At 64.9% G+C, this 22,423-nt stretch carries 20 protein-coding genes; 10 read left to right on the forward strand and 10 right to left on the reverse strand.

Annotation, left to right across the window (positions count from 1 at the left end):
* Positions 1-137 precede the first annotated feature (137 nt).
* Positions 138-2,507: a TonB-dependent receptor gene (locus GDN70_RS30070; RefSeq protein ID WP_152103389.1), complete on the forward strand. Its 2,370-nt coding sequence runs from the start codon at positions 138-140 to the stop codon at positions 2,505-2,507.
* A 101-nt stretch (positions 2,508-2,608) separates the two neighbouring features.
* Here GDN70_RS30070 and GDN70_RS30075 read toward each other — a convergent pair whose 3' ends face one another.
* Positions 2,609-3,124, reverse strand: a complete 516-nt coding sequence (locus GDN70_RS30075) for a GNAT family N-acetyltransferase (RefSeq protein ID WP_152103390.1) — start codon at positions 3,122-3,124, stop codon at positions 2,609-2,611.
* A 149-nt stretch (positions 3,125-3,273) separates the two neighbouring features.
* Complete coding sequence (locus GDN70_RS30080) at positions 3,274-3,765, reverse strand: NUDIX domain-containing protein (protein ID WP_038948327.1); 492 nt, start codon at positions 3,763-3,765, stop codon at positions 3,274-3,276.
* 107 nt (positions 3,766-3,872) lie between these two features.
* Here GDN70_RS30080 and GDN70_RS30085 point away from each other — a divergent pair, with 107 nt between their 5' ends.
* The gene (locus GDN70_RS30085; RefSeq protein ID WP_152103757.1) at positions 3,873-4,754 is read left to right on the forward strand and encodes a metallophosphoesterase; all 882 of its coding nucleotides are present in this window, start codon (positions 3,873-3,875) and stop codon (positions 4,752-4,754) included.
* Positions 4,755-4,876: 122 nt separating this feature from the next.
* Here GDN70_RS30085 and GDN70_RS30090 read toward each other — a convergent pair whose 3' ends face one another.
* The 3 genes from GDN70_RS30090 to GDN70_RS30100 form a co-directional block, all read right to left on the reverse strand.
* Entirely contained in the window at positions 4,877-5,431 is a 555-nt protein-coding gene (locus tag GDN70_RS30090) for a hypothetical protein (RefSeq protein WP_028141726.1), read from the reverse strand.
* Positions 5,432-5,627: 196 nt separating this feature from the next.
* The gene (locus tag GDN70_RS30095) at positions 5,628-5,837 is read right to left on the reverse strand and encodes a hypothetical protein (protein ID WP_018323282.1); all 210 of its coding nucleotides are present in this window, start codon (positions 5,835-5,837) and stop codon (positions 5,628-5,630) included.
* A 30-nt stretch (positions 5,838-5,867) separates the two neighbouring features.
* The gene (locus tag GDN70_RS30100; protein WP_028141727.1) at positions 5,868-7,502 is read right to left on the reverse strand and encodes an isocitrate lyase; all 1,635 of its coding nucleotides are present in this window, start codon (positions 7,500-7,502) and stop codon (positions 5,868-5,870) included.
* A 231-nt stretch (positions 7,503-7,733) separates the two neighbouring features.
* Between GDN70_RS30100 and GDN70_RS30105 the strand changes: the two genes are divergently transcribed.
* Complete coding sequence (locus tag GDN70_RS30105) at positions 7,734-9,179, forward strand: short-chain fatty acyl-CoA regulator family protein (protein ID WP_028141728.1); 1,446 nt, start codon at positions 7,734-7,736, stop codon at positions 9,177-9,179.
* 145 nt (positions 9,180-9,324) lie between these two features.
* Here GDN70_RS30105 and GDN70_RS35245 read toward each other — a convergent pair whose 3' ends face one another.
* Complete coding sequence (locus GDN70_RS35245) at positions 9,325-9,618, reverse strand: antibiotic biosynthesis monooxygenase (RefSeq protein ID WP_014497428.1); 294 nt, start codon at positions 9,616-9,618, stop codon at positions 9,325-9,327.
* Positions 9,619-9,846: 228 nt separating this feature from the next.
* On the opposite strand from GDN70_RS35245, the gene GDN70_RS30115 reads away from it, so the two are divergent.
* On the forward strand, positions 9,847-10,647 hold the full coding sequence (locus tag GDN70_RS30115; RefSeq protein ID WP_038972164.1) for a hypothetical protein: 801 nt from the start codon (positions 9,847-9,849) through the stop codon (positions 10,645-10,647).
* Between the two features lie 176 nt (positions 10,648-10,823).
* On the forward strand, positions 10,824-11,180 hold the full coding sequence (locus GDN70_RS30120; RefSeq protein WP_038972165.1) for a hypothetical protein: 357 nt from the start codon (positions 10,824-10,826) through the stop codon (positions 11,178-11,180).
* Between the two features lie 155 nt (positions 11,181-11,335).
* Here the strand turns inward: GDN70_RS30120 and GDN70_RS30125 are convergent, their stop codons facing one another.
* Positions 11,336-11,977, reverse strand: coding sequence for a tetratricopeptide repeat protein (locus GDN70_RS30125; protein WP_028141730.1), 642 nt, complete (start codon positions 11,975-11,977; stop codon positions 11,336-11,338).
* A 137-nt stretch (positions 11,978-12,114) separates the two neighbouring features.
* Positions 12,115-13,062 (reverse strand): zinc metalloprotease HtpX, encoded by a 948-nt coding sequence (htpX, locus tag GDN70_RS30130; RefSeq protein ID WP_028141731.1) that lies wholly within the window; start codon positions 13,060-13,062, stop codon positions 12,115-12,117.
* A 282-nt stretch (positions 13,063-13,344) separates the two neighbouring features.
* On the opposite strand from htpX, the gene GDN70_RS30135 reads away from it, so the two are divergent.
* The 5 genes from GDN70_RS30135 to GDN70_RS30155 all read left to right on the forward strand — a co-directional run bounded on the left by GDN70_RS30135 (position 13,345) and on the right by GDN70_RS30155 (position 19,975).
* Positions 13,345-14,727: an HlyD family secretion protein gene (locus GDN70_RS30135; RefSeq protein WP_097668767.1), complete on the forward strand. Its 1,383-nt coding sequence runs from the start codon at positions 13,345-13,347 to the stop codon at positions 14,725-14,727.
* Complete coding sequence (locus GDN70_RS30140) at positions 14,724-16,664, forward strand: glycosyltransferase (RefSeq protein WP_028141733.1); 1,941 nt, start codon at positions 14,724-14,726, stop codon at positions 16,662-16,664. Before GDN70_RS30135 ends, GDN70_RS30140 begins: the two co-directional genes overlap by 4 nt.
* 116 nt (positions 16,665-16,780) lie before the next feature.
* The gene (locus GDN70_RS30145) at positions 16,781-18,082 is read left to right on the forward strand and encodes a lytic murein transglycosylase (protein WP_028141734.1); all 1,302 of its coding nucleotides are present in this window, start codon (positions 16,781-16,783) and stop codon (positions 18,080-18,082) included.
* Positions 18,083-18,191: 109 nt separating this feature from the next.
* Positions 18,192-18,695 (forward strand): DUF1993 family protein, encoded by a 504-nt coding sequence (locus GDN70_RS30150; protein ID WP_028141735.1) that lies wholly within the window; start codon positions 18,192-18,194, stop codon positions 18,693-18,695.
* A gap of 179 nt (positions 18,696-18,874) precedes the next feature.
* Complete coding sequence (locus GDN70_RS30155) at positions 18,875-19,975, forward strand: alkene reductase (RefSeq protein ID WP_028141736.1); 1,101 nt, start codon at positions 18,875-18,877, stop codon at positions 19,973-19,975.
* Positions 19,976-20,210: 235 nt separating this feature from the next.
* On the opposite strand, the gene GDN70_RS30160 is transcribed toward GDN70_RS30155, so the two are convergent.
* Positions 20,211-21,953, reverse strand: coding sequence for an ABC transporter substrate-binding protein (locus tag GDN70_RS30160; RefSeq protein ID WP_026202903.1), 1,743 nt, complete (start codon positions 21,951-21,953; stop codon positions 20,211-20,213).
* 130 nt (positions 21,954-22,083) lie between these two features.
* Positions 22,084-22,413, reverse strand: a complete 330-nt coding sequence (locus tag GDN70_RS30165; RefSeq protein ID WP_018323269.1) for a DUF2160 domain-containing protein — start codon at positions 22,411-22,413, stop codon at positions 22,084-22,086.
* Positions 22,414-22,423 lie beyond the last annotated feature (10 nt).

Consider the following 22,423-nt stretch of genomic DNA (forward strand, 5'->3'; position numbering starts at 1 on the left):
GCTTGATCACGCCCGGGCTCGCCGCGCATCGGCAAATGCCCGGGAGACGTTGAAGTCGAATTCCGTCGCGCCGCGACGGCAGGCCGCCTCCGATCAGCACACAATCATGCGGACGGCGCCTGACTGGAATCAGGACCATGTCATTCAAATTGCGACGCGCGCAGCGTCTTGGCGGAGCGAGCCTGCTCCTGCTCGGCGCCGCCGCCACGCCCGCTTTCGCCCAAACGCCTGCGCAAGACAAATCGTCGACCGAGATCCCCGCCGTCACCGTGACGGCGCCGAGCCCTATCGTGCGCAGAGCGGTGGTGCCGTCGCGCAACCCCGGCCGCGGCACGCGGACCGCGCGGGTGCGCAGCCGCCAACAAGCGGCGGAAGCAGAGCCGGCAGCCGCCGTGCCCGCCGCGCCTCAGCAGGGCGTGCTGCCTATTGTGACCAACCAGTTCGCGACGGTCACGGTGGTGCCGAACGAGGAGATCCGCCGCGAGGGCGGCGGCCAGCTCGGCGATCTGCTGTTCTCCAAGCCGGGCATCACCGGCTCGAGCTTCGCGCCCGGCGCCTCCAGCCGGCCGATCATCCGGGGTCTCGACGTCAACCGCGTCGGCATCGTCGAGAACGGCACCAATTCGAGCGGTGCGTCCGATCTCGGCGAGGATCATTTCGTCCCGATCGATCCGCTGGCGACCAACCAGATCGAAGTGGTGCGCGGGCCTGCCGCGTTGCGCTACGGCTCCACCTCGATCGGCGGCGTCGTCAGCGCCACCAACAACCGGATTCCGGATGCGGTGCCGAACTGCGCGCCGTCATTCCAGGCTTACGGCCTGCCGACCAAGGCGCCGCTAGCGAGCGCAGCGACATCGCCTTGCGTCACCGCCGAGACCCGTACCGCGTTCTCTTCGGTCGACCGTGGCGTGGAAAGCGGCGTACTGCTCGACACCGGCGGCGGCAATTTTGCGTTCCACGCCGACGCCTATGGCCGCACGACCTCGGACTATTCGATTCCGGGCTATCCCTATCTGAACGATCAATCGCGCCCCGTGAACGGCCGTCAGCCCAACTCGGCGACGCGCTCGGACGGCGCCTCGATCGGCGGCTCCTACTTCTTCCAGGGCGGCTATATCGGCGCGTCGATCACGCAGAACGATTCGCTCTACCACATCCCCGGCATCGACGGCGCCGACCACCGCACGCGGATCGACGGCCACCAGACCAAGATCAACGTCAAGGGCGAGTACCATCCCGACGCCGTCGCGATCGACGCCGTCCGCTTCTGGGCCGGCGCGACCGACTACCGCCACAACGAGATCGGCCTTGCCGATCCCGCCGACCTCAACAGCGACGGCATCAGGCAGACCTTCACCAACAAGGAGCAGGAAATCCGCACCGAGGTGCAGCTGATGCCGTTCAATGCGCGCTTCGCCGAAGTGACGACGGCGCTGGGCTTCCAGGTCGGGCATCAGGAATTGAGCGCGCCGAGCCCGGACAATCCCGGCACGCTGTTCAACGGCCTGTGGGACCCGAACAACAGCACGCGCGTCGCCGGCTACGCCTTCAACGAGTTCAAGTTCACGGAGGCGACGCGAGCGCAGATCGCCGGCCGCATCGAGCATGTCGAGCTGCACGGCACGACGCCGGACTTCCCGGCCGATTATTTGCCCGACGGCACGCCGCAGGCGGCGATCGCGCGCAATCCGTCCTTCACGCCCAAGAGCGGCAGCATCGGCCTGCTGCAGGATCTGCCGGGCGGCATGGTCGGCAGCATCACCGCGCAATATGTCGAGCGCGCGCCGAAGGCGGCCGAGCTGTTCTCGCGCGGCGGCCATGACGCGACCGCGACCTTCGACATCGGCAATCCCAACCTCACCATCGAGACCGCCAAATCGGTCGAGCTCGGCGTGCGCAGGGCGACGGGGCCGTTCCGCTTCGAGGCAACCGTTTACTACACGCATTTCGACAATTTCATCTATCGCCGCCTCACCGGCGTGTCCTGCGATGACGACTTTGCCTCCTGCGGCACGCCGGGCGCCGAGCTGAACCAGGCGGTCTACTCGCAGCGCAATGCCAATTTCCGCGGCGGCGAATTCCAGTCGCAGCTCGACGTCGGCGCGTTCCAGGGTGGCATCTGGGGTATCGAGAATCAGCTCGACTTCGTCCGCGCCACCTTCAGCGACGGCACCAACGTGCCGCGCATTCCCCCCATGCGAATGGGCGGCGGCGTATTTTGGCGCGACGACAACTGGCTGATGCGCGTCAACCTGTTACACGCCTTCGCGCAGAACAACATCGCATTGATCGCGGAGACGCCGACGGCGGGCTACAATCTGTTGAAGGCCGAGGTCAGCTACAAGACCAAGCTCGACCGCAACTGGTTCGGCGCGCGCGAGATGATGGCCGGCATCGTCGGCAACAATCTCCTCAACGAGAACATCCGCAACTCGGTGTCCTATACCAAGGACGAGGTGCTGATGCCCGGCATCGGCGTGCGCGCATTCGCGAACTTCAAGTTCTGATCTTGGGTGCGTCGGGGCCAGGGGGCCCCGGCACACCGGCTTTCTCAGCCCGTCATTGCGGAGCCGCTGTCGTCTCGTAGTGCACAGAGTGGTAGCCCGAACTACTTCCGCGCCTTGCTCCAGTCCGGGTCGACCGGGCCCGACACGCCTTCGAAGGCGCCGTGGACGAGCTCGAACACCAGGATGCGGGCGGCGTCGACCGGGCCAGGCATGGTGACGCGGCCCTTCGGGACCGGCTTGAATCCGACGCGGCTGTAATAGGGCTCGTCGCCGACCAGCAGCACGAGGCGGTGACCTTTCGCCTTCGCATCCTTTAGCGCGCGCTCCATCAGCAGACGGCCGACACCGCGGCCGCGGAATGGCGGCTCGACCGTCAGCGGGCCGAGCAGCAGCGCCGGCGTCTCGCCGACCAGGACCGGCAATTGCCTGACCGAGCCGACCAGCAGCGTGCCGATGCGCGCGGTGAAGGACAATTCGAGCAGATGGTCGACGTGCTCGCGGATCCTGTAGGCGCTGAGCACGAAGCGGCCGGGACCGAAGGTGCGTTCGTGCAGCCGCTCGATCGATTGGGCATCGCCAGCGGCCTCGGGGAGGATGGTCAGTGAGAGATCGGTCATGTTAATCGCGGGATAGCACCTGAACGCAGCGCGGTCCATCGGGCAACAAGGCGCTCAGCTCCTTTTCAAGGTCGACGGGAGAGGTGTTCTGAAACCCTCGGCTTGCACTCGTTCAACTACAACTTCTGACGCACTCGCACAGGCCGTCCTCAGCGCCACGTCGCAACCATTGGCCGGCCGTCCAGCACTTCGGCGATCCGCAGCCGCGTCCCTCGCGTGGTGCCGTCGGGCAGCGCCGTGACAGCGAAGAACCCGCATTCGACGATCTCGCGGTTGGCCTCGGGCAGGCGGTCCTGCCTGAACTGCCTGACGACGTAGACCGCTACGTGGTCGCGGCGGGAAACGTGGCTGTTGAGGAAGATGCCATGCAGCACGGCCTCGCCAGTGAGGTCGATATCGCCCTCCTCCTTGAGCTCGCGCCGCATCGCCTGCTCCATGGTCTCGCCGTGGTCGACGCCGCCGCCGGGCAGGTACCAGCCGCTGACGTAGCTGTGCCTGACCAGAAACACCCGATTCTCGGCATCCAGCACCACGGCGCGGACGCCGAGCGTCATACCGCGAACGATAAGGAAATAGGCGTGGAAGACTCGCCGCAGCAGCGGCTCGAATTTTCGTCGAATACGGTCCAGACGATCTCCCATCAGGCTTCCTTGAGGCCGCTGTCCCGGCCCCGCTTGCACAGTCCCCGCGACCTTGCCATTACAACGGAGCAATAGCGAGGCAATCGCACGCCATGACTCCCAACACGCTGGCCCCCTTCACGCTCGCCCATCTGTCCGATCCGCATCTAGCGCCCTTGCCGAAACCGCGGCTGATCGAGCTCGCCGGCAAGCGCGTGCTCGGCTACGTCAACTGGACGCGCAACCGCCACAAGTACCAGCGTCGCGAGGTGCTCGATGCGCTGGTCGCCGACATGAAGGCGCAGGCGCCCGACCACATCGCGGTGACGGGCGATCTCGTCAACCTCGCGCTGGAAGCCGAGTTCGCCCCTGCCCGCGCCTGGCTCGAGGGCGTCGGCCCGCCCGACCGCGTCACCACGATTCCCGGCAATCACGACGCCTATGTCCGCGCCACGTCGCATCGTTTCGGCGAGACGTTTGCGCCGTATCTCGCCGGCGACGACGGCGGCATCGGCTTTCCATCCGTGCGCCGGCGCGGGCCGCTCGCGCTGATCAGCCTGTCCACGGCGGTGCCGACCCTGCCGCTGATGGCGACGGGTACGCTCGGGCGCGATCAACTCGACTCTCTTGCAGCAATGCTCGAACGGCTCGCGGCCGAGGACGTCTTCCGCGTGCTCCTGGTGCACCATCCCCTGAAGTCCGATGCACGGCAGAAGCGGATGACAGATTCGGCCGCGCTGCTGGCGCTGCTCAAGCGCCACGGCGTCGAACTGATCCTGCACGGGCACGACCACATTCATTCGACGATGTGGTTCGAGGGTCCCAACGGCAACATTCCCGCGCTCGGCGTGCCCTCGGCCTCCGCGCTCGCGCACGGGCGCTACCCGGCGGCGGCCTATAATCTTTTCAGAATCGAGAAGGACAATGCCGGCTGGCGCTGCGAGCAAACGGTGCGGAGCCTCGGGGCGGGATTTCAGATGGGGCAGATCAAGCATGTGAGGCTGATCTAGTTCGATGTCATTCCGGGGCGCGCGATGCGCGAGCCCGGAATCCATCGGGCCGCAGAATTGGTGGATGAATGGATTCCGGGCTCGCGCCTTTGGCGCGCCCCGGAATGACGGCGGAGAATACCTCACCAGCTCCGCAAGGCCGCCAGCACGGCGAGGCCGAACAAGGCGGCGGCGCCGAGCACGAAGCCGAAGACGAACGGCCACAGGCGCGAGCGGCGCGGCGGAGGCGCGACCGCGGGCTTCGGTTCGGGCGGGACCACCATCGCATGCTCGCGCTCGACCATGCGGCGCGCGACATAGTCGGTGACGGCCTCGACGATCACAGTGGTGTCGTGCGATTCGGCGAGCACGATGCGGCCAAAGCGTGTGTCCTGAACGAAGCGGTACATCCGCTTGTCGCGCCCCATCACGATGTGGGCGACGACGTCGATCCAGAGTCTGGGCGTATCGCCCTGGCTGATGCCGCGGTCGAACAGATCGATCCTGTCAGGCACCTGCGCGAACAGGGGATCGAGCGCGTCGTTGAGGATCTCGAGCCGCGCCACCTCGGCGTCCCGGAGATCGACGACGACGCCCGTTCGGTCGGCGGCCTCGATCCGCGCGCGCAGCAGCGCATCGCGCAGCCGCACCGGGCGCGGCTGGCCGGGATGGGTCCCGCTGGTCTCGGGCTCTGACATGGTCGGCCTCGTCCTCGACTTTCCTCCATTAACCTATCAGCAACCTTGAGGCCCGCAAAGGGTCCATAATTCCAGATACTTACGGCGCCCACAGGCGATTGACCTGTGCCAAAAACAGACGATCCCACCCAGGCAGAGCCTGGATGGGACCATCCGTCCTTGGACGTCTTCTTAATTCAGGTCGGCAGCCAAGCCCTTAGGCCGAGACGCGCGACGGCTCTTCCACGATGGAGAAGCGGACGCCGGCCTTGTGGCGGTTCTCTTCCGAGACCGTGCGCCAGGCGTCCTCGGCCTCCTTGCGGGTCTTGAACGGACCCTGCACCTGGGCCGAGCCTTCCACGAGCTTGTGGAAGTTCATCGAACCGAACTCGCCGCCGATCACCCAGAAATTGCTGCCTTTGGTCATTGTCAGTCTCCTGTCCAATAGCGTGCTGCGTTAGCCGAACTGGTTCATCGTGTTGTGGACGCCGCCCGCCTTCAGGGCAGCCTCGCCGGCGAAGTATTCCTTGTGGTCGTCGCCGATGTCGGAGCCGGCCATGTTCTGATGCTTGGCGCAGGCGATGCCCTGACGGATCTCCTGGCGCTGGACGTTCTTGACGTAGCCGAGCATGCCCTGGTCGCCGAAATATTCCTTCGCCAGATTGTCGGTCGAGAGCGCCGCCGTGTGATAGGTCGGCAACGTGATCAGGTGATGGAAGATGCCGGCGCGCTTGGCCGAATCCGCCTGGAAGGTACGGATGCGCTCGTCGGCTTCCTTCGCCAGCGGCGTATCGTCGTATTCCGGCTTCATCAGCTCGGCACGGTTGTACTTGCTGACGTCCTTGCCGGCTTCCTTCATCGCGTCGTAGACCTGCCAACGGAAGTTCAGCGTCCAGTTGAAGGACGGCGAGTTGTTGTAGGCCAGCTTCGCGTTCGGAATGACCTTGCGGATGCGATCGACCATCTTGGCGATCTGCTCGATATGCGGCTTCTCGGTCTCGATCCAGAGCAGGTCCGCGCCGTTCTGCAGCGAGGTGATGCTGTCGAGCACGCAGCGGTCTTCGCCGGTACCCGGGCGGAACTGATACAGATTGGAGGGCAGCCGCTTCGGACGCATCATCTTGCCGTTGCGGTTGATGATGACGTCGCCATTGCGGGCGTTCTCCGCGGTGATTTCCTCGCAATCGAGGAAGCTGTTGTACTGGTCGCCGATGTCACCGGGCTTGTGGCTGACGGCGATCTGCTGCGTCAGGCCGGCGCCGAGCGAGTCGGTGCGGGTCACGATGACACCGTCTTCGACGCCGAGCTCGAGGAAGGCGTGGCGGCAGGCGCGGATCTTCGCGATGAACACTTCGTGCGGCACGGTGACCTTGCCGTCCTGGTGGCCGCACTGCTTCTCGTCCGAGACCTGGTTCTCGATCTGCAGCGCGCAGGCGCCCGCTTCGATCATCTTCTTGGCGAGCAGATAGGTCGCCTCGGCGTTACCGAAGCCGGCGTCGATGTCGGCGATGACGGGTACGACGTGGGTCTGGAAGCCGTCGATCTTCGCGATCAGCTCCTTCTCGCGGGTCTTGTCGCCTTCCTTGCGCGCCTTGTCGAGGAGGCGGAAGATGTCGTTGAGCTCACGCGAGTCCGCTTGGCGCAGGAAGGTGTAGAGCTCTTCGATCAGCGCCGGCACCGAGGTCTTCTCGTGCATGGACTGGTCGGGCAGCGGGCCGAACTCGGAGCGCAGCGCCGCGATCATCCACCCCGAGAGGTACAGATAGGTGCGATCGGTCTTGCCGCCGAAATGCTTCTTGACCGAGATCAGCTTCTGCTGGGCGATGAAGCCGTGCCAGCAGCCCAGCGACTGGGTGTACTTGGTGGGGTCGTTGTCATAGGCGGCCATGTCGGCCCGCATCAGCGCCGCGGTGTAGCGGGCGACGTCGAGGCCGGTCCTGAAGCGGTTTTGCAGGCGCATGCGTGCGACGGCCTCGGCCGACACCCCGTTCCAGGTCGGCTGGGTCTCGAGGAGCGCCTGGGCCGCCTTGATCTCGTCTTGATACGAGGCCGGGCGCTGAAGCGCGTTGATGCCGCGGGGCTGGTAATTCATGTGCCTATCCTTTCGCTGACGATGACCGATAGCTGGCCATCGACATTCTTGACAATGCATTGCGAGATGCGTGTCAGGAGCTAAACGCGAAAACAGAAACTTCGTATAGATGGCTTGTTTTTTATTGGTGATGTCATGTAACATCAGAACATGTAACAGATGTTATTTTGTAAAGTTTGTAAAAAATATAGGTCAGTCAAGCTGTCCTTCATGTGCACGGAGATCTGAGATATGGCCGCCGAATCCGGCAAGAAACTCTTCGTCGGCCCGCGCTTCCGAAGGATTCGGCAGCAATTGGGGCTGTCCCAGACCCAGATCGCCGAAGGCCTCGGGATCTCGCCGAGCTACGTCAACCTGATCGAGCGGAACCAGCGCCCGGTGACCGCCCAGATCCTGCTGCGGCTGGCCGAGACCTACGACCTCGATTTGCGCGACCTTGCGACCGCCGACGAGGACCGATTCTTCGCCGAGCTGAACGAGATCTTCTCCGATCCGCTATTCCGCCAGATCGACGTTCCCAAGCAGGAGCTGCGCGACCTCGCCGAACTCTGCCCCGGCGTCACCCATGCGCTGCAGCGGCTCTACGCGGCCTATACCGAGGCGCGCCAGGGCGAGACGCTGGCCGCGGCCCAGATGGCCGACCGCGACGTCGGCACGCGTTACGAGACCAATCCGGTCGAGCGCGTGCGCGAGCTGATCGAGGCCAACCGCAACTATTTTCCGGAGCTCGAGCAGGCCGCCGAAGCCTTGCGCGACGAGCTGAACGTGCCGGCCGAAGGGCTCTATGCGGCGCTGGCCGCGCGTTTGCGCGAAAAGCATTCGGTCCAGACCCGCATCATGCCTGTCGACGTGATGCGCGAGACGCTCCGGCGCTTCGACCGCCACCGCCGCCAGCTCCTGATCTCGGAGCTGGTCGACCCGCCCGGCCGCGCCTTCCAGCTGGCCTTCCAGCTGGGCCTCGGCGAATGCGCGCAGCAGTTGGAGACCATCATCGGCCGCGCCGGCCCGCTCGAGGACGCCCCGCGCCGGCTGTTCCGCATCACGCTCGGCAACTACTTCGCCGCCGCTGTCATGATGCCCTATCCGGCATTCCTCGCTGCTGCCGAGGCGCTCAACTACGACATCCACGTGCTGGCGCAGCGCTTCAATTCCGGCTTCGAGCAGGTCTGCCACCGGCTCACCACTTTGCAGCGGCCGAACGCGCGCGGCATCCCGTTCTTCCTGCTCCGCGTCGACAATGCCGGCAACGTCTCCAAGCGTTTTTCCTCCGGCACCTTCCCGTTCTCGAAATTCGGCGGCACCTGTCCGCTGTGGAACGTGCACTCGACCTTCGATACGCCCGATCGCCTGCTCAAGCAGGTGATCGAGCTGTCCGACGGCACGCGCTATTTCTCGATCGCGCAGATGGTGCGCCGCCCCGTTGCGCCGCACCCGCTGCCGCAGCCGCGCTTCGCCATCGGGCTCGGCTGCGAGATCCGTCACGCCGCGCGCCTGACCTACGCCGCCGGCGTCGACCTGGAGAAAACCGAAGGCACGCCGATCGGCGTCAACTGCCGCCTGTGCGAGCGCGAAAACTGCGCCCAGCGCGCCGAGCCGCCGATCACACGCACGCTCATCCTGGACGAGACGACGCGGCGGGTGTCGAGCTTCGCGTTCTCGAATGCGCGGGAGTTGTGAGGGGCACTCTCTCCTCCGTCATGGCCGGGCTTGACCCAGCCATCCACGCGCTTCAGCGTGCGAGGAAAGACGTGGATGCCCGGGACAAGCCCGGGCATGACGACCGAATATGCGGCCGCTGCTCGCCACTATCGCAAACAAGGCCCTACGCCAGCGTATGCACGATCACCGGCCCCGCAGCCGCGCTCGCATGGCCCGCAAGCAACGGCCCGAGATCCTTCTCGATCCAGGCGATCGCGCGCCGGTTCGCCTCCTCCGCCTGCTCGAACTTGTCGAAGATCGAGATCGCGGTCACCGTGTCGTCGCCGGCATAGACGACGTAATAGGCGCGGAAACCGTCGACGTCGCTGATGATCGGAACGGCGCCGTCCTTGATGCGGCGCGCCAGCTCTTCCGCGCTCCCGCTCTTTGCCTTGGCCTGACGGATGGCGGCATACATAACTTCCTCCTCCCGGCTATTGATGTGGGCTTTGTGCCCGAACCGGATGTTACGCCGAAGCGCCGGGCCCGGATACCCTCCTTGGTTAACCCCGCACTAATCTGCCGCAGCGATCTGCAACCACCGATTAAGCACGCCTCAACATCGGTGCCTTAGTCTTGCCCCACTCACTTTTCGCAAACAACGGTGGCCTATTCTGCCGGGCGAAGTGACATCAGGGGGTTCATCATGCGCATTGCGTTGCTGCTGACCGCAACCATTGTCGGCGCGCTCTTCGCCAATCCATCCCAAGCCGGATCGCTCGATGCCGATGCAGCGCAGTCGCTGCCGCCGGGCTTCCAGAGCTATCGCGGCTACATGTTCGACCTGTCGGAGAACTCCGATCGTAAGGATGTCGATAAGCTCACCGACAATCTGAAGGGCCAGATCGACACGGTCGAGGCGGCCGGGCTGTCGCCGCGCGTGCTGCGCTTCTTCCGCACCGTGCCGATCATCGCCAGCGAGCTCGCCTGCCTCGACGAAGGCGCCGCCACCGCCTGCTACGGCCGCATCGCCCCCAACGTCGAACGCCGCGTACCGCGGACGCTGACGGTCTGGGACCACGACAAGCAGCGCTGGACCAATCCGAACGCCGTCGACCTCGCGGTCGATTCGGGCCTCGGCGTGATCATGCTGCGGCCGGACATGATGCGCTACGAAAAGGAGGCGGTGCTGCTGCACGAGCTCCTGCACGCCTATCACGCGCGGCTGTTGCCGGACGGCTACGCCAACAAGGGCGTGATCGCCTACTTCGCCCTTGCCAAGTCCAAGGACTTGCTCCCCAAGGAATCCTATGCGTTGAAGAATCCCATGGAATTCTTCGCCGTGACCGCCAGCATCTTCCTGGCCGGAAAGAGCGAATTCCACGATCCGAAGTCGCGCGAGACGCTCAAGGAGAAGATGCCGGACTATTACAAGTACCTGGTCGGCGTGTTCGGCTTCGACCCGGAGCCGGCGACGGCAAACGGCCCGGTCGCCTCGCTGAAGTGAAGCGAACGTAGAGCTGCCTTAGCCAAATCAGCCAAAGAGCCGCGCGAAATGCGCGGCTTTTTTGTTTCGCAGGCCGGAAGCTGCGGATGACGCCCAGGCGGGAATTGCCAAGGCGGGGCCCGATCTGCATAGTCCCGCCCGCATCGAGACCCATTTTTCGAAGAGGATAGAACAACATGGCGGACGCCGACCTGGATGTCGTGATCCGGCAACTGGCCAGACAACTGCATACGGGCCTGATGACCCGCGCAAAAGAGCGGCGGGATCGCTTCAACGGCCTGGCGGCCAAGGCCAAGGGCAAGGAGACCGGCGACCGCTTCAAGATGATGGCCAAGGCCACCATGGAGCAGGCCACCGCCGCCGCCAAGCGCCTGCAGATGTCCGCCGACAACGTCGCCGACAGCTACGCGCGGTCAATGCGGCTTGCCGCCAGCACCCCGCTGGCGGCGAAGGTCGAGAAGAAGGCGAACGGAGAGAAGCCGGCGAAGAAGGCCGCGAAGGCGAAGAAGGCCAAAGCCAAGAAGGCGAAGTAGGCGGATGAGGAGTATCCCTCCGCACAATCGGCGCCGTAGGGTGGGCAAAGCGAAGCGTGCCCACGCGTCTGTTGCCGTATTGTAGAGATCGTGGGCACGGCGCAAGGGCGCCTTTGCCCACCCTACGATTCCAGGATTCGGTGGATAGAGCCCCCTCACCGCCTCGGCACTGACACCTGCGTCGGCTCGGCGCTGGCGAGTTCGGCGAGCCTGGCGCGCGCGGCTTCTCGGGTGCGGCCGTCCTTGCCGGCGGGCAGCGCCAGCGCCGCCTCGAAATCGGCGCGCGCATCGTCGGCCTGGCCGCGGGCGAGGAACGCAAGGCCACGGTCGAGGCGGGCCTGCGCATCCGAGGGGTCGAGGCGGACCGCCGTGTTGTAGCTCAGAATCGCGCGGTCGAGATCGCCCGTGGCGGCGAGCGCGAGACCGCGCTGGTGATAGGGCGCAGCGCGCTTGGGATCATGCGCGATCGCCTCGTCATAGTCGGCGATGGCGAGTTCAAGATCGCCGTTCTGACGGCGCGCGAGCGCGCGGTCGCGATAGAGCGAGGCGCGATTGGGATTGAGGTGAATGGCCTCGTCGAAATCGGCGACTGCCCGCCTGAAGTCGCCATGGCGCAGCGCGATCCGTCCGCGCCCCTCATAGGCAAAGGCGATCAGCGAGCCGCGCAGCGGCGAGAAGCCGATCACGGCCGAGCAGATATCGGGATCGTCCTCGTCGCCGCAATTGACGACCATGTGCGTGGACAGGCCGACGAGCACGCACAGGACGATCAGCAATGGTACGGCAGCTCTGGTCATCTTCGACGGTGGCCGGCAGCGAGCCGGTCACGCATCCCCTTTCGAAGGAAGTGTCTCGCCGGGGTCTTAACACCGGCTCCGACGATCCTGTGTGCGCCAGGTCACAAAGCCGACCGCAAATTGCCGCAGGTTCCGTATCAGCCCCAGGGGCCGCGTGAAGGACCACGCGAGGACGAGCGCCCCCATGGGCTGCGCGGGGGATAGTTCTCGTTGGCGCCAACCGACGGCGCCGGCCGCGTGCCGAGCTCGGCCGCGAGCTGCTGAAGCGCCGCGATGCGGTTCTGCGTCGAGGGATGGGTGGCGAACAGATTGTCCACGCCATGGCCCGACAGCGGATTGATGATGAACATGTGCGCGGTCGCGGGGTTTCGCTCGGCCTCATAGTTCGGCACCTGATGCGCGGCGCCCTCGATCTTCACCAGGGCGGAAGCCAGCCACATCGGCTGCCCCGCGATGCGCGCACCGAGATTGTCCGCGGCATATTCGCGGGTGCGGCTGATCGCCATCTGCACCAGCATGGCGCCGAGCGGGGCGAGGATCATCATCAGGATCGAGCCGACGATGCCGAGACCATTGTTGTTCTCGCGGTTGCCGCCGAAGAACATGCCGAACTGCGCCAGCATGGAGATCGCGCCCGCAATGGTCGCAGTGATCGTCATCAGCAGCGTGTCGTGATTCTTGATATGGGCGAGCTCGTGCGCGATCACGCCGGCGAGCTCCTCGCGGCTGAGCTGGCGCATCAGGCCTGTGGTGACGGCGACGGCGGCGTTTTGCGGGTTGCGGCCGGTCGCGAACGCGTTGGGCTGCACCTCATCCATCAGGAACACGCGCGGCATCGGCAAGCCTGCCCGGCCCGCAAGTTCCGCGACCAACCCGACCAGCTCCGGGGCGGTCGAACGATCGACCTCATGGGCACCGTACATCGAGAGCACCATGCGGTCGGAGTTCCAGTAGGTGAAGAGATTCGTTGCCGCGGCGATGACCAGCGCGATCATGGCGCCGGAGGCACCCCCGATCAGATAGCCCACGCCCATGAACAGGGCGGTGAGGCCTGCGAGCAGCATAGCGGTACGAAAATAGTTCATGGCCGTCTCCCAAGGCGGCCGCGGGCGAACCTCTGGCCGGCACCCCGGAGGTATGAATGCTGCCTGCCACCGCAAGGTTCGTGCGTCGCCCGGCCGCACATCCATTGCGGCGTCAGCCTTTCCCGTGCCGCTAAAGCTTGAGCGGGATTTGCGCAAAAACACCCGCATAAGTTTAGCAACCTGGAAAGCGCAATCGCGGCTTAATTCGTGGTAACCGGGCACGCCGCGCGGTCGCGGCGCATTGACCGGTTCCGTTGGCACCCCGTCAGCAAGGTGACCGTCATGATGGACCGCTCGAGCGCCGCCTCCGTCGATCCCGCATCTGCTCCCTCCCCTCACGACGCCAAGACTGACGCCAAGATCGACGCGAGGACTGACGCGAGGACTGACGCGAAGGGTTTGCAGGAGGCGTTGTACGAGCAGATGTTCGCCAATGACGAGCCCGGCCCCGCGCCCGATGCGCAGACACAGCCGGAATCGCAGCGGCGCTGGCCACGTCTGAGGCGCGGCGCGAAGATCGCGATCGGACTTGCCCTCATCGCCATTTTCGGCTGGCTGCCGCTGCGCGCGGTCTGGGAGTATTCAAGCGTCGAGGCCGTGTTGAATTCCCGCCTCGTCACCCTGCGCACCCCGATCGGAGGCCGTGTGGCAGCCGCGCAGCGCTTGACCGATCAGGCCAGGCTCGACGCCGGGACCGTGGTCCTGCGCGTGGTCAACCCGCGCGGCGATCGCACCCGGCTCGACGATCTCCGGCGGCAGAAATCGCGCCTGGAGAACGAGCGGCCGAGCCTTGCCGCCAAGCTTGCCTCGGCCCAGGCAGCGCAAAAGGACCTGGCGCGGCAGGCGACGCAATTCCGCGACGGGCGCGTGCTCCAGCTCGAGGCCCGGATCGCCGAGATCCAGACCTCGATCGAGGCCGCGGCAGCGCGGCGGGAGGAAGCCAGTGCCGCAGTCGAGCGCGCATCCTCGCTGGCGAAATCCGGCAACGTCTCGACCGTCGAGCTGGCACGGCTGACGCGCGAGCTTTCCGTATCGCAGCAGACCGAGCTCGGTGCGCGAAAGCGGCTGGACGCGGCCAAGGTCGAGCTTGCCGCGGCACGGAACGGCTCCTTCCTCGGCGACAGCTACAACGACCGGCCGAGCTCGGTGCAGCGCGAGGAAGAGATGCGCCAGCGTGCCGGCGACCTCGACGCTGACCTCGCACGCACCGACACCGAGATCGCCTGGCTCGCCAGCGAGATCATCACCGAAGAGATTCGCTTCGCCGATCTGTCCGAAGCCAACATCACGACACCCGTCACAGGGCGCGTCTGGGAGATGATGACCTCGCCGGGCGAGGACGTGCAAGCCGGCCAACCGCTGCTCAAGGTGCTCGATTGCAGCGGCGCCGTCATCACCGCGAACGTCACCGAGAGCGTCTACAACCGTTTGCAGCTCGGCGACCACGCTACCTTCGAGCCGAACGACGGCGGCGCAGCGATTTCCGGCACCGTGGTCAACCTGACCGGCGCCGCCGGCGCGCCCGCCAATCTCGCCATCAATCCCGACGCGCTGAGCAAGGAGCCCTATCGCGTGACCGTTGCGCTCGGTGATGGCGCTGCCCACGCCTGCACGGTGGGACGCACCGGCCGCGTGGTGTTTGCAAGGCAAGAGACCGCGCCGTGACGACGGCGCTGACGCCCGGCCTGATTGCGCTCGGCGCCTTCATGGCGATCGTACCGCTGCTCAGGCGCGACAGCACGATGGCACGCTCGTTCCTGGCCATCGTGTCAGTCGTTTTCCTGCTCCGCTATCTCCATTGGCGCGTCACAGCAACTCTCCCGCCGCCGCATCTGACCGCGGATGCCGTGATCGGCTATCCCTTCATGCTGCTGGAAGCGGCCTCGCTCGTCGCGGTCACGTTGTCTCTGCTGTTCCTGAGCCGAACAATCGATCGTTCCAGATCAGCCAGGATCGATAGCCGCGCCTTCAATCCCGGCGCGCCGCTGATCGACGTCTTCATCTGCACCTACAACGAGGAACGATCGATCCTCGAGCGCACGATCATCGGCGCGACCGGCATGACGTACGGCAACTACCGCGTCTGGGTGCTCGACGACGGCCGACGGCCCTGGCTGCGGCGACTCGCGGGTGAACTCGGCTGCCATTATCTCACGCGGCCCGACAACCATCACGCCAAGGCCGGCAATATCAATCACGCGCTCCGACATGTCGGTGCGATGCCGAAGCCGCCGCAATTCGTGGCCATCCTCGATGCGGACTTCGTGCCGCGGCCCGACTTCCTGGCGCGGACCATCTCGCTCATGGACGATGCTTCGGTCGGGGTGGTGCAGACGCCGCAGCACTTCATCAATCCCGACCCGATCCAGAGCAACCTTGCTGCAACCGACGTTTGGCCGGACGAGCAACGCTTCTTCTTCGACATCCTGCTGCCGGCGAAGGACGCCTGGGGCGTCGCATTCTGCTGCGGCACCTCCTCACTCATTCGCTACGACGGACTGGTGCGGATCGGCGGATTTCCGACCGATTCCGTCACGGAAGACTATCTCGTCACCCTTCGCCTGAAGGAACGCGGCCTCAACACGATCTATCTCAACGAGCGGCTGACGATCGGGCTCGCGCCGGAAGGGTTGAAGGAATACATCACCCAGCGCGCCCGCTGGTGCCTCGGCTTGATGCAAATCGTGCGCGGCCGCAGCGGACCGCTGTCGAGGGAGTCGAAGCTCTCCTTCATCGACCGACTCTCGCTGGTCGATGCTTTCATGAGCTGGTCCGCGGTCTACACGTCGAAGGTGGCGGGCCTCGTGGTGCCCTGGCTGTTCCTGCTCTTCGGCATCAAGGCGGTCCGGGCCGACCTGACCGAGTTGCTCCGGTTCTTTCTGCCGTTCTATGTCTGGCACAGCCTCAGCATGGCCTGGCTGTCGCACGGCCGCTCGCTGGCCATGATGACGGACGTGTCGCAACTCATCGCCGCGCCCGCAGTGCTGAGGGCGGTGGCAACCGGTCTACTGAGGCCGAAAGGACACAAGTTCAAGGTCACGGCGAAAGGCGGGGACCGGGACAGGAGATTTGTCGAATGGCCGCTGCTGCGGCTCTATGGCACCGCGCTTCTCGTCACGCTCGCAGCCATCGCCTATGCCTTCATCCTGCACCTGCGCGGCGAGAACATCGCCTACGGCGGGCTGGCTCTGACCTGGAGCCTCTACAACGCGTTCATCCTCACAGTGGTCTGCTTCGTCTGCATCGAGCAACCGCGAAAGCGCAAGGCGGAGCGTTTTGATCGCAATGAGACGGTGCTGCTGCGCCAGCAAGGCAAGTCGCATCTCGCGCGGCTCGCCGACATCTCGATCACCGGCGCCCGCCTGATCGATCCCGATCCGCCGCACCCCGGCAGCGCGATCGAATGCCGGATCTATGGCCGCCCGATCGCCGCGGTCGTGGTGCGGCGGACCGCGGATGGATTCGCGGTGCGTTTCGAGGAAGGCATGGATACACGCGTGCATGCGATCAGGGCGTTCTATGCTGGCGAGTATGTTCGCGCCTATCAGGGCGTCAGGGCGCTCCCGGTCGGGAAAGCGCTGCTGATGCGGCTGTTCGGCTAGGCCGGCATCCACTCGCATTCCGTATGCTGGCATGGGACGGAAAGGATGGCCTGAGGCCATCACTTCACCTAAACTTCGGGCGAATCCACGCCTGCCCCTTCCCCGCCGGAACCCCAATGGTCCAGACCCGATTTCTGATCGCGGCCGTCGCGCTCCTCGCATGCTCCGCCACCGCCTCCGCCCAGTTCGCGCCGCCGCCCGCCAAACCCGTGGCGCCCAGGACCACCGCAGCCTCGCCGCGTGCGGCGTCGTGCCATAACGGTGCGAACTTCGATCGCTTTCTCGCCGACGTGAAGCAACAGGCTGTGGCCGCCGGCGTATCGCAGCGGACGATCGCGGAGGCTTCGCCGTACCTCGTCTACGACCAGGGCATCGTCAACCGCGACCGCGGCCAGCGCGTGTTCGGCCAGCTCTTCACCGAATTCGCCGGACGCATGGCGGCGCCCTATCGCATGCAGAACGGGCAGCAGCACATCAAGCAATACGCCGCCGCGTTCGCACGCGCCGAAAAGGAATATGGCGTGCCGCCCGCGGTGATCGCCGCGTTCTGGGGGCTGGAGAGCGACTTCGGCGCCAACATGGGAAATCTGCCGACGCTGAAATCGCTGGTGTCGCTGGCCTATGACTGCCGGCGCTCGGAAATGTTCGTGGGCGAGACCATCGCCGCGCTGAAGATCATCGACCGCGGCGATCTGCATCCCGACGAGATGATCGGCTCGTGGGCCGGCGAGCTCGGGCAGACCCAGTTCCTGCCTGTGCATTACGTCAACTACGCCGTCGATTATGACGGCGACGGACGGCGCGATCTGTTGCGGTCGCCAGCCGACGTGATCGGCTCGACCGCGAACTACATTGCCAACGGCCTGAAGTGGCGGCGCGGCGAGCCGTGGCTGGAAGAGATCAAGGTGCCGCAAAACCTGCCGTGGGAGCAGACCGACCTCACGGTGCGAGAGCCGCGCTCGAAATGGGCGCAGCTTGGCGTCACCTATCCCGACGGCCGGCCGCTGCCGAATGACAATCTCGCAGCCTCCGTGCTGCTGCCAATGGGACGCAATGGTCCGGCCTTCATGGCGTACCCGAATTTCGCGGCCTACACCGAGTGGAATAACTCGCTGATCTATTCGACCACCGCAGGCTATCTCGCCTCGCGCATTGCAGGTGCCGCGCCGATGCGCAAGCTGATGGCGCCGGTGGCGCAGCTGCCGTTCAACGAGCTCAAGGAATTGCAGCAACTGCTCGTGCGTGCCGGCTTCAATGTCGGCAAGGTCGACGGCGTGCTGGGCCAGCAGAGCCGCGCGGCCGTCAAGGCGATGCAGATCAAGCACGGCCTGCCGGCCGATTCCTGGCCGACCGCCGACCTGCTGGCGCGCATGCGCGGCGCCACGGCGCAGGCGCAGCCGGCGGGGATGGTGAGGTAGAATTTTCGCACTGCACAAGCGGCTTCCCGCGATTGTATTTTTCCGTGAGCCTCCCATGTGAGTAGCTCAGGTTTTCTCCTGAGATTTCCCATTCACAAGCGAGCATCACATGTCCCTCTACGACGCGGCCGTCCCCGCCTATTTGCAAATGCTGAACAGCCTCACCGGCCTGCTCACCAAAGCCGAGGCGCATTGCGCGGCCAGGAAGATCGATCCCAGCGTCCTGCTCGGCTCGCGGCTCTTCCCGGACATGCTGCCGCTGTCGAAGCAGGTCCAGCTCGTCAGCGATTTCGCCGCCAAGGGCTGCGCCCGGCTGACCCATAGCGAGGTGCCCTCGACACCCGACACCGAGACCAGCTTTGCGGAATTGAAGCAGCGGCTGGCCAAGACCATCGACTATGTGAAGTCGTTCAAGCCCGAGCAGTTCGAAGGTGCCGAGACCAAGGACGTCACCTTCCCCGCCGGCCCCGACAAATCCATCACCATGAAGGGCCAGCAATTCCTCAGCGCGTTCTCGCTGCCGAACTTCTATTTCCACGCCACGACCGCCCACGGCATTTTGCGCCACAACGGCGTCGAGATCGGCAAGCGGGATTTCATGGGCGCGAACTGATTTGCGAAATTGCACGGCCGTGGCGGTCGTAATCCACTGTCACGGCCAAAATCGCACATGAATTATGCTACGCGGGCCCCGTCGCGTAGCTCGCCTGCACTTTCCGTATGGCTTCTCCCTTGCGCCCGATGTCGCGATGCACAAGTGTTCGGGACCTCACACCCCTGGAAGCATTCCCCATGAGCCGTTCGACCAAATTGTTTGAGACCTATAAGCTCGGCCCGATCACGCTGGCCAACCGCCTGGTGATGGCGCCGCTGACGCGCAACCGAGCCGTGCCCGGCACATTCGTGCCTGGTGCGCTCGCCGCCGATTATTATGGCCAGCGCGCCTCCGCAGGGCTCCTGATCACCGAAGCGAGCCAGATCTCGCAGCAGGGCCAGGGCTACCAGGACACGCCCGGCATCTATTCCAAGGACCAGGTTGCCGGCTGGCGCAAGGTCACCGACAAGGTGCACGCGCGCGGCGGCAAGATCTTCATCCAGCTCTGGCATGTCGGCCGCATCTCGCATGTCGATCTGCAGGCGGGTGGCGCAGCCCCTGTGGCACCGAGCGCGATCCGCGCCAAGGGCAAGACCTTCGTGAACGGCGGCTTCGCCGACGTCTCCGAACCGCGCGCGCTCGAGCTCGCCGAAATCCCCGGCATTATCGACGATTTCAAGCGCGCCACGAAGAACGCGCTGGAGGCCGGCTTCGACGGCGTCGAGATTCACGGCGCCAACGGTTATTTACTTGAGCAGTTTGCCAAGGACGGCGCCAACAAGCGCACCGACGCCTATGGTGGCTCGATCGAGAACCGCGCGCGGCTGATGCTGGAGGTGTCCAAGGCCGTGGTGGCCGAGGCCGGTGCCGACCGTACCGGCATCCGCATCTCGCCGGTGACGCCGGCCAACGATATCTCGGATTCCAACCCGCAAGCCCTGTACGACCATATCGTCGACGGCCTCAGCGCGCTGAAGCTGGTCTATCTCCATGTCGTCGAAGGCGCCACCGGCGGCCCGCGCGACATCGCGCCGTTTGATTATGCATCCTTGCGCAAGCGCTTTGCCGGCGCCTATGTCGCCAATAACGGCTACGATTTCGGTCTCGCCACCAAGGTGCTGGACACCAATGCGGCCGACCTCATCGCCTTCGGCAAGCCCTTCATCTCCAACCCCGACCTCGTCGAGCGGCTGAAGCAGGGCGCAGCACTGAACGACTGGGACAAGAACACGTTCTACGGCGGCGGCGCGAAGGGTTACACGGATTACCCGACGCTGGCGGCCGAGCCGGCGGAGTAAGGCTTCGCGCTCTCCGCCGTCATTGCGAGGAGCCGGCGACAAAATTGCGAAGCAATTTTGCGCTGGCGACGAAGCAATCCAGACTGCCTCCGCCGGAAGATTCTGGATTGCTTCGCTGCGCTCGCAATGACGGTGTGGTGAACAGAGTGGCTCACAACAAAAAGGCCGGGATCGCTCCCGGCCTTTCGATTTTGATGGATGGCCGGGTCCAGCCCGGCCATGACGTCTCACGACGTCACTTCGCTTCCGCGCGCTTGGGCGGGGTGGCCGGCCACGACTTGATCAGGGTGTCGTAGTCGACGGTCTCGCCCTTCGGCTTCTCGTTGGCGAGCTTGCGCTGCGGAGCAATCGTGCCGTCCTTCTGGGCCTTGGCGAACCAGTATTCGGCCGTCTCCTTCTTGTGCAGCTTGGGACCGCAGGCGCCCTGCACGCCGGACTTCTCCAGGCGCTCCATGACGGAGTCCTGAGCGGCGGCCAGCGCGTCCATCGCCTGCTGCGGGGTCTTCGCACCGGACGACGCATCGCCGATGTTCTGCCACCACAGCTGCGCGAGCTTCGGGTAGTCGGGCACGTTGTTGCCGGTCGGGGTCCACTGCACGCGCGCGGGCGAGCGGTAGAACTCGATCAGGCCGCCGAGCTTCGGCGCACGCTCGGTGAACGACTTGTCCCAGATGTCGGATTCACGGATGAAGGTGAGACCGACATGGCTCTTCTTCAAGCTCACCGACTTCGAGATGATGAACTGGAGATAGAGCCAGGCCGCCTTGCGGCGATCCGCCGGGGTCGACTTCAGCAGCGTCACGGAGCCGGCGTCCTGGTAGCCGAGCTTCATGCCTTCCTTCCAGTACGAACCGTGCGGCGAGGGGGCCATACGCCATTTCGGCGTACCGTCCGCGTTCATCACGGCGATGCCCGGCTTCACCATGTCGGCGGTGAAAGCGGTGTACCAGAACATCTGCTGGGCGATGTTGCCCTGCGCCGGCACCGGGCCTGCTTCGGAGAACGTCATGCCCTGCGCCTGCGGCGGCGCGTACTTCTTCAGCCACTCGAGGTACTTGGTGATCGAGTAGACCGCGGCGGGACCGTTGGTGTCGCCACCACGCTCCACCGAGGAGCCGACCGGACGGCAGCCTTCCATGCGGATGCCCCATTCGTCGACAGGCAGGCCGTTCGGAATGCCCTTGTCACCGTTGCCGGCCATCGACAGCCAGGCGTCGGTGAAGCGCCATCCGAGCGAGGGGTCCTTCTTGCCATAGTCCATATGGCCGTAGACCTTGACGCCGTTGATCTCCTTGATGTCGTTGGTGAAGAACTCGGCGATGTCCTCATAGGCGGACCAGTTCACGGGCACGCCGAGCTCGTAGCCATACTTGGCCTTGAACTTGGCCTTGTAGTCGGCGTTGGTGAACCAGTCGTAGCGGAACCAATAGAGGTTGGCGAACTGCTGGTCGGGCAGCTGATAGAGCTTGCCGTCCGGCCCCGTGGTGAACGACTTGCCGATGAAGTCGTTGACGTCGAGCATGGGATCGGTGACGTCCTTGCCCTCGCCGGTCATGTAGTCCGAGAGCACGACGGTCTGGCCGTAGCGGAAATGCGTGCCGATCAGGTCGGAATCGTTGATCCAGCCGTCATAGACGTTCTTGCCGGACTGCATCTGGGTCTGCAGCTTCTCGACGACGTCACCTTCCTGAATGAGGTCGTGCTTGAGCTTGATGCCGGTGAGCTCGGAGAACGCCTTGGCCAGCGTCTGCGACTCGTATTCGTGGGTCGTGATGGTCTCGGAGACGACGTTGATCTCCATGCCCTTGAAGGGCTCGGCGGCCTTGGCGAACCACTCCAGCTCCTTCTTCTGGTCTTCCTTCGACAGCGTCGAGGGAGTGAATTCCGCGATCCACTTCTGGATCACGGCGTCGTCGGCGGCGCGGACCGGCGCCGAGACGGCGAACGACACCGCAATGATGGCGGCGGCGCTGGACATGGTCAGAAAGCTATTCTTGGCCAATGGACCTTTCCTTCTCCTAAACTGTCGCATGTTGTTCCTCCGTTGCAGCGACAAACTTTTATACAGACCCGGATTGCCCCCGGATCTGGCCGTCCCTTCGCGAGCTTCAGACCGTGCGAAAAATGAGCACGGCCGTGACCAGCGAAATTCCACTTGCGAGCCACAGGCGCGAGATTTCAACGCCCTCCTCGCCGATCGGCAGCGTTGCGATCGCATCGGTGCCGAAGAAGCCGATCCAGAGAAGGTGGATGACCGCCGCCGATATCAGCGAGATGAACAGGCGGTCGCCGCGCGTGGTCGGAATTCGGAGCACGCCGACGCGCTCGGCTTCGGGATAGACCGCCGCAAGCCACGTCATCACGGCGAGCGTGCAGGCGAGCGCGGCGAAGAAGATCGCCGTCGGCAGCGTCCAGGCCATCCATGCGATGGATTCCATTGATGCCTCC

The organism is Bradyrhizobium sp. TM102 (assembly GCF_009176685.1).
In the GTDB taxonomy this organism is placed as follows: domain Bacteria; phylum Pseudomonadota; class Alphaproteobacteria; order Rhizobiales; family Xanthobacteraceae; genus Bradyrhizobium; species Bradyrhizobium ottawaense.

What these genes read in the sequence shown, in the direction of transcription:
- GDN70_RS30145 (WP_028141734.1), top strand. Translation starts at nt 16,781, where the DNA reads ATGGTCCAGACCCGATTTCTGATCGCGGCCGTCGCGCTCCTCGCATGC.
- GDN70_RS30160 (WP_026202903.1), bottom strand. Translation starts at nt 21,953, where the DNA reads ATGTCCAGCGCCGCCGCCATCATTGCGGTGTCGTTCGCCGTCTCGGCG.
- GDN70_RS30105 (WP_028141728.1), top strand. Translation starts at nt 7,734, where the DNA reads ATGGCCGCCGAATCCGGCAAGAAACTCTTCGTCGGCCCGCGCTTCCGA.
- GDN70_RS30075 (WP_152103390.1), bottom strand. Translation starts at nt 3,124, where the DNA reads ATGACCGATCTCTCACTGACCATCCTCCCCGAGGCCGCTGGCGATGCC.
- GDN70_RS30165 (WP_018323269.1), bottom strand. Translation starts at nt 22,413, where the DNA reads ATGGAATCCATCGCATGGATGGCCTGGACGCTGCCGACGGCGATCTTC.
- GDN70_RS30090 (WP_028141726.1), bottom strand. Translation starts at nt 5,431, where the DNA reads ATGTCAGAGCCCGAGACCAGCGGGACCCATCCCGGCCAGCCGCGCCCG.
- GDN70_RS30135 (WP_097668767.1), top strand. Translation starts at nt 13,345, where the DNA reads ATGATGGACCGCTCGAGCGCCGCCTCCGTCGATCCCGCATCTGCTCCC.
- GDN70_RS30115 (WP_038972164.1), top strand. Translation starts at nt 9,847, where the DNA reads ATGCGCATTGCGTTGCTGCTGACCGCAACCATTGTCGGCGCGCTCTTC.
- GDN70_RS30070 (WP_152103389.1), top strand. Translation starts at nt 138, where the DNA reads ATGTCATTCAAATTGCGACGCGCGCAGCGTCTTGGCGGAGCGAGCCTG.
- GDN70_RS30080 (WP_038948327.1), bottom strand. Translation starts at nt 3,765, where the DNA reads ATGGGAGATCGTCTGGACCGTATTCGACGAAAATTCGAGCCGCTGCTG.
- htpX (WP_028141731.1), bottom strand. Translation starts at nt 13,062, where the DNA reads ATGAACTATTTTCGTACCGCTATGCTGCTCGCAGGCCTCACCGCCCTG.
- GDN70_RS30120 (WP_038972165.1), top strand. Translation starts at nt 10,824, where the DNA reads ATGGCGGACGCCGACCTGGATGTCGTGATCCGGCAACTGGCCAGACAA.
- GDN70_RS35245 (WP_014497428.1), bottom strand. Translation starts at nt 9,618, where the DNA reads ATGTATGCCGCCATCCGTCAGGCCAAGGCAAAGAGCGGGAGCGCGGAA.
- GDN70_RS30150 (WP_028141735.1), top strand. Translation starts at nt 18,192, where the DNA reads ATGTCCCTCTACGACGCGGCCGTCCCCGCCTATTTGCAAATGCTGAAC.
- GDN70_RS30095 (WP_018323282.1), bottom strand. Translation starts at nt 5,837, where the DNA reads ATGACCAAAGGCAGCAATTTCTGGGTGATCGGCGGCGAGTTCGGTTCG.
- GDN70_RS30100 (WP_028141727.1), bottom strand. Translation starts at nt 7,502, where the DNA reads ATGAATTACCAGCCCCGCGGCATCAACGCGCTTCAGCGCCCGGCCTCG.
- GDN70_RS30125 (WP_028141730.1), bottom strand. Translation starts at nt 11,977, where the DNA reads ATGACCAGAGCTGCCGTACCATTGCTGATCGTCCTGTGCGTGCTCGTC.
- GDN70_RS30155 (WP_028141736.1), top strand. Translation starts at nt 18,875, where the DNA reads ATGAGCCGTTCGACCAAATTGTTTGAGACCTATAAGCTCGGCCCGATC.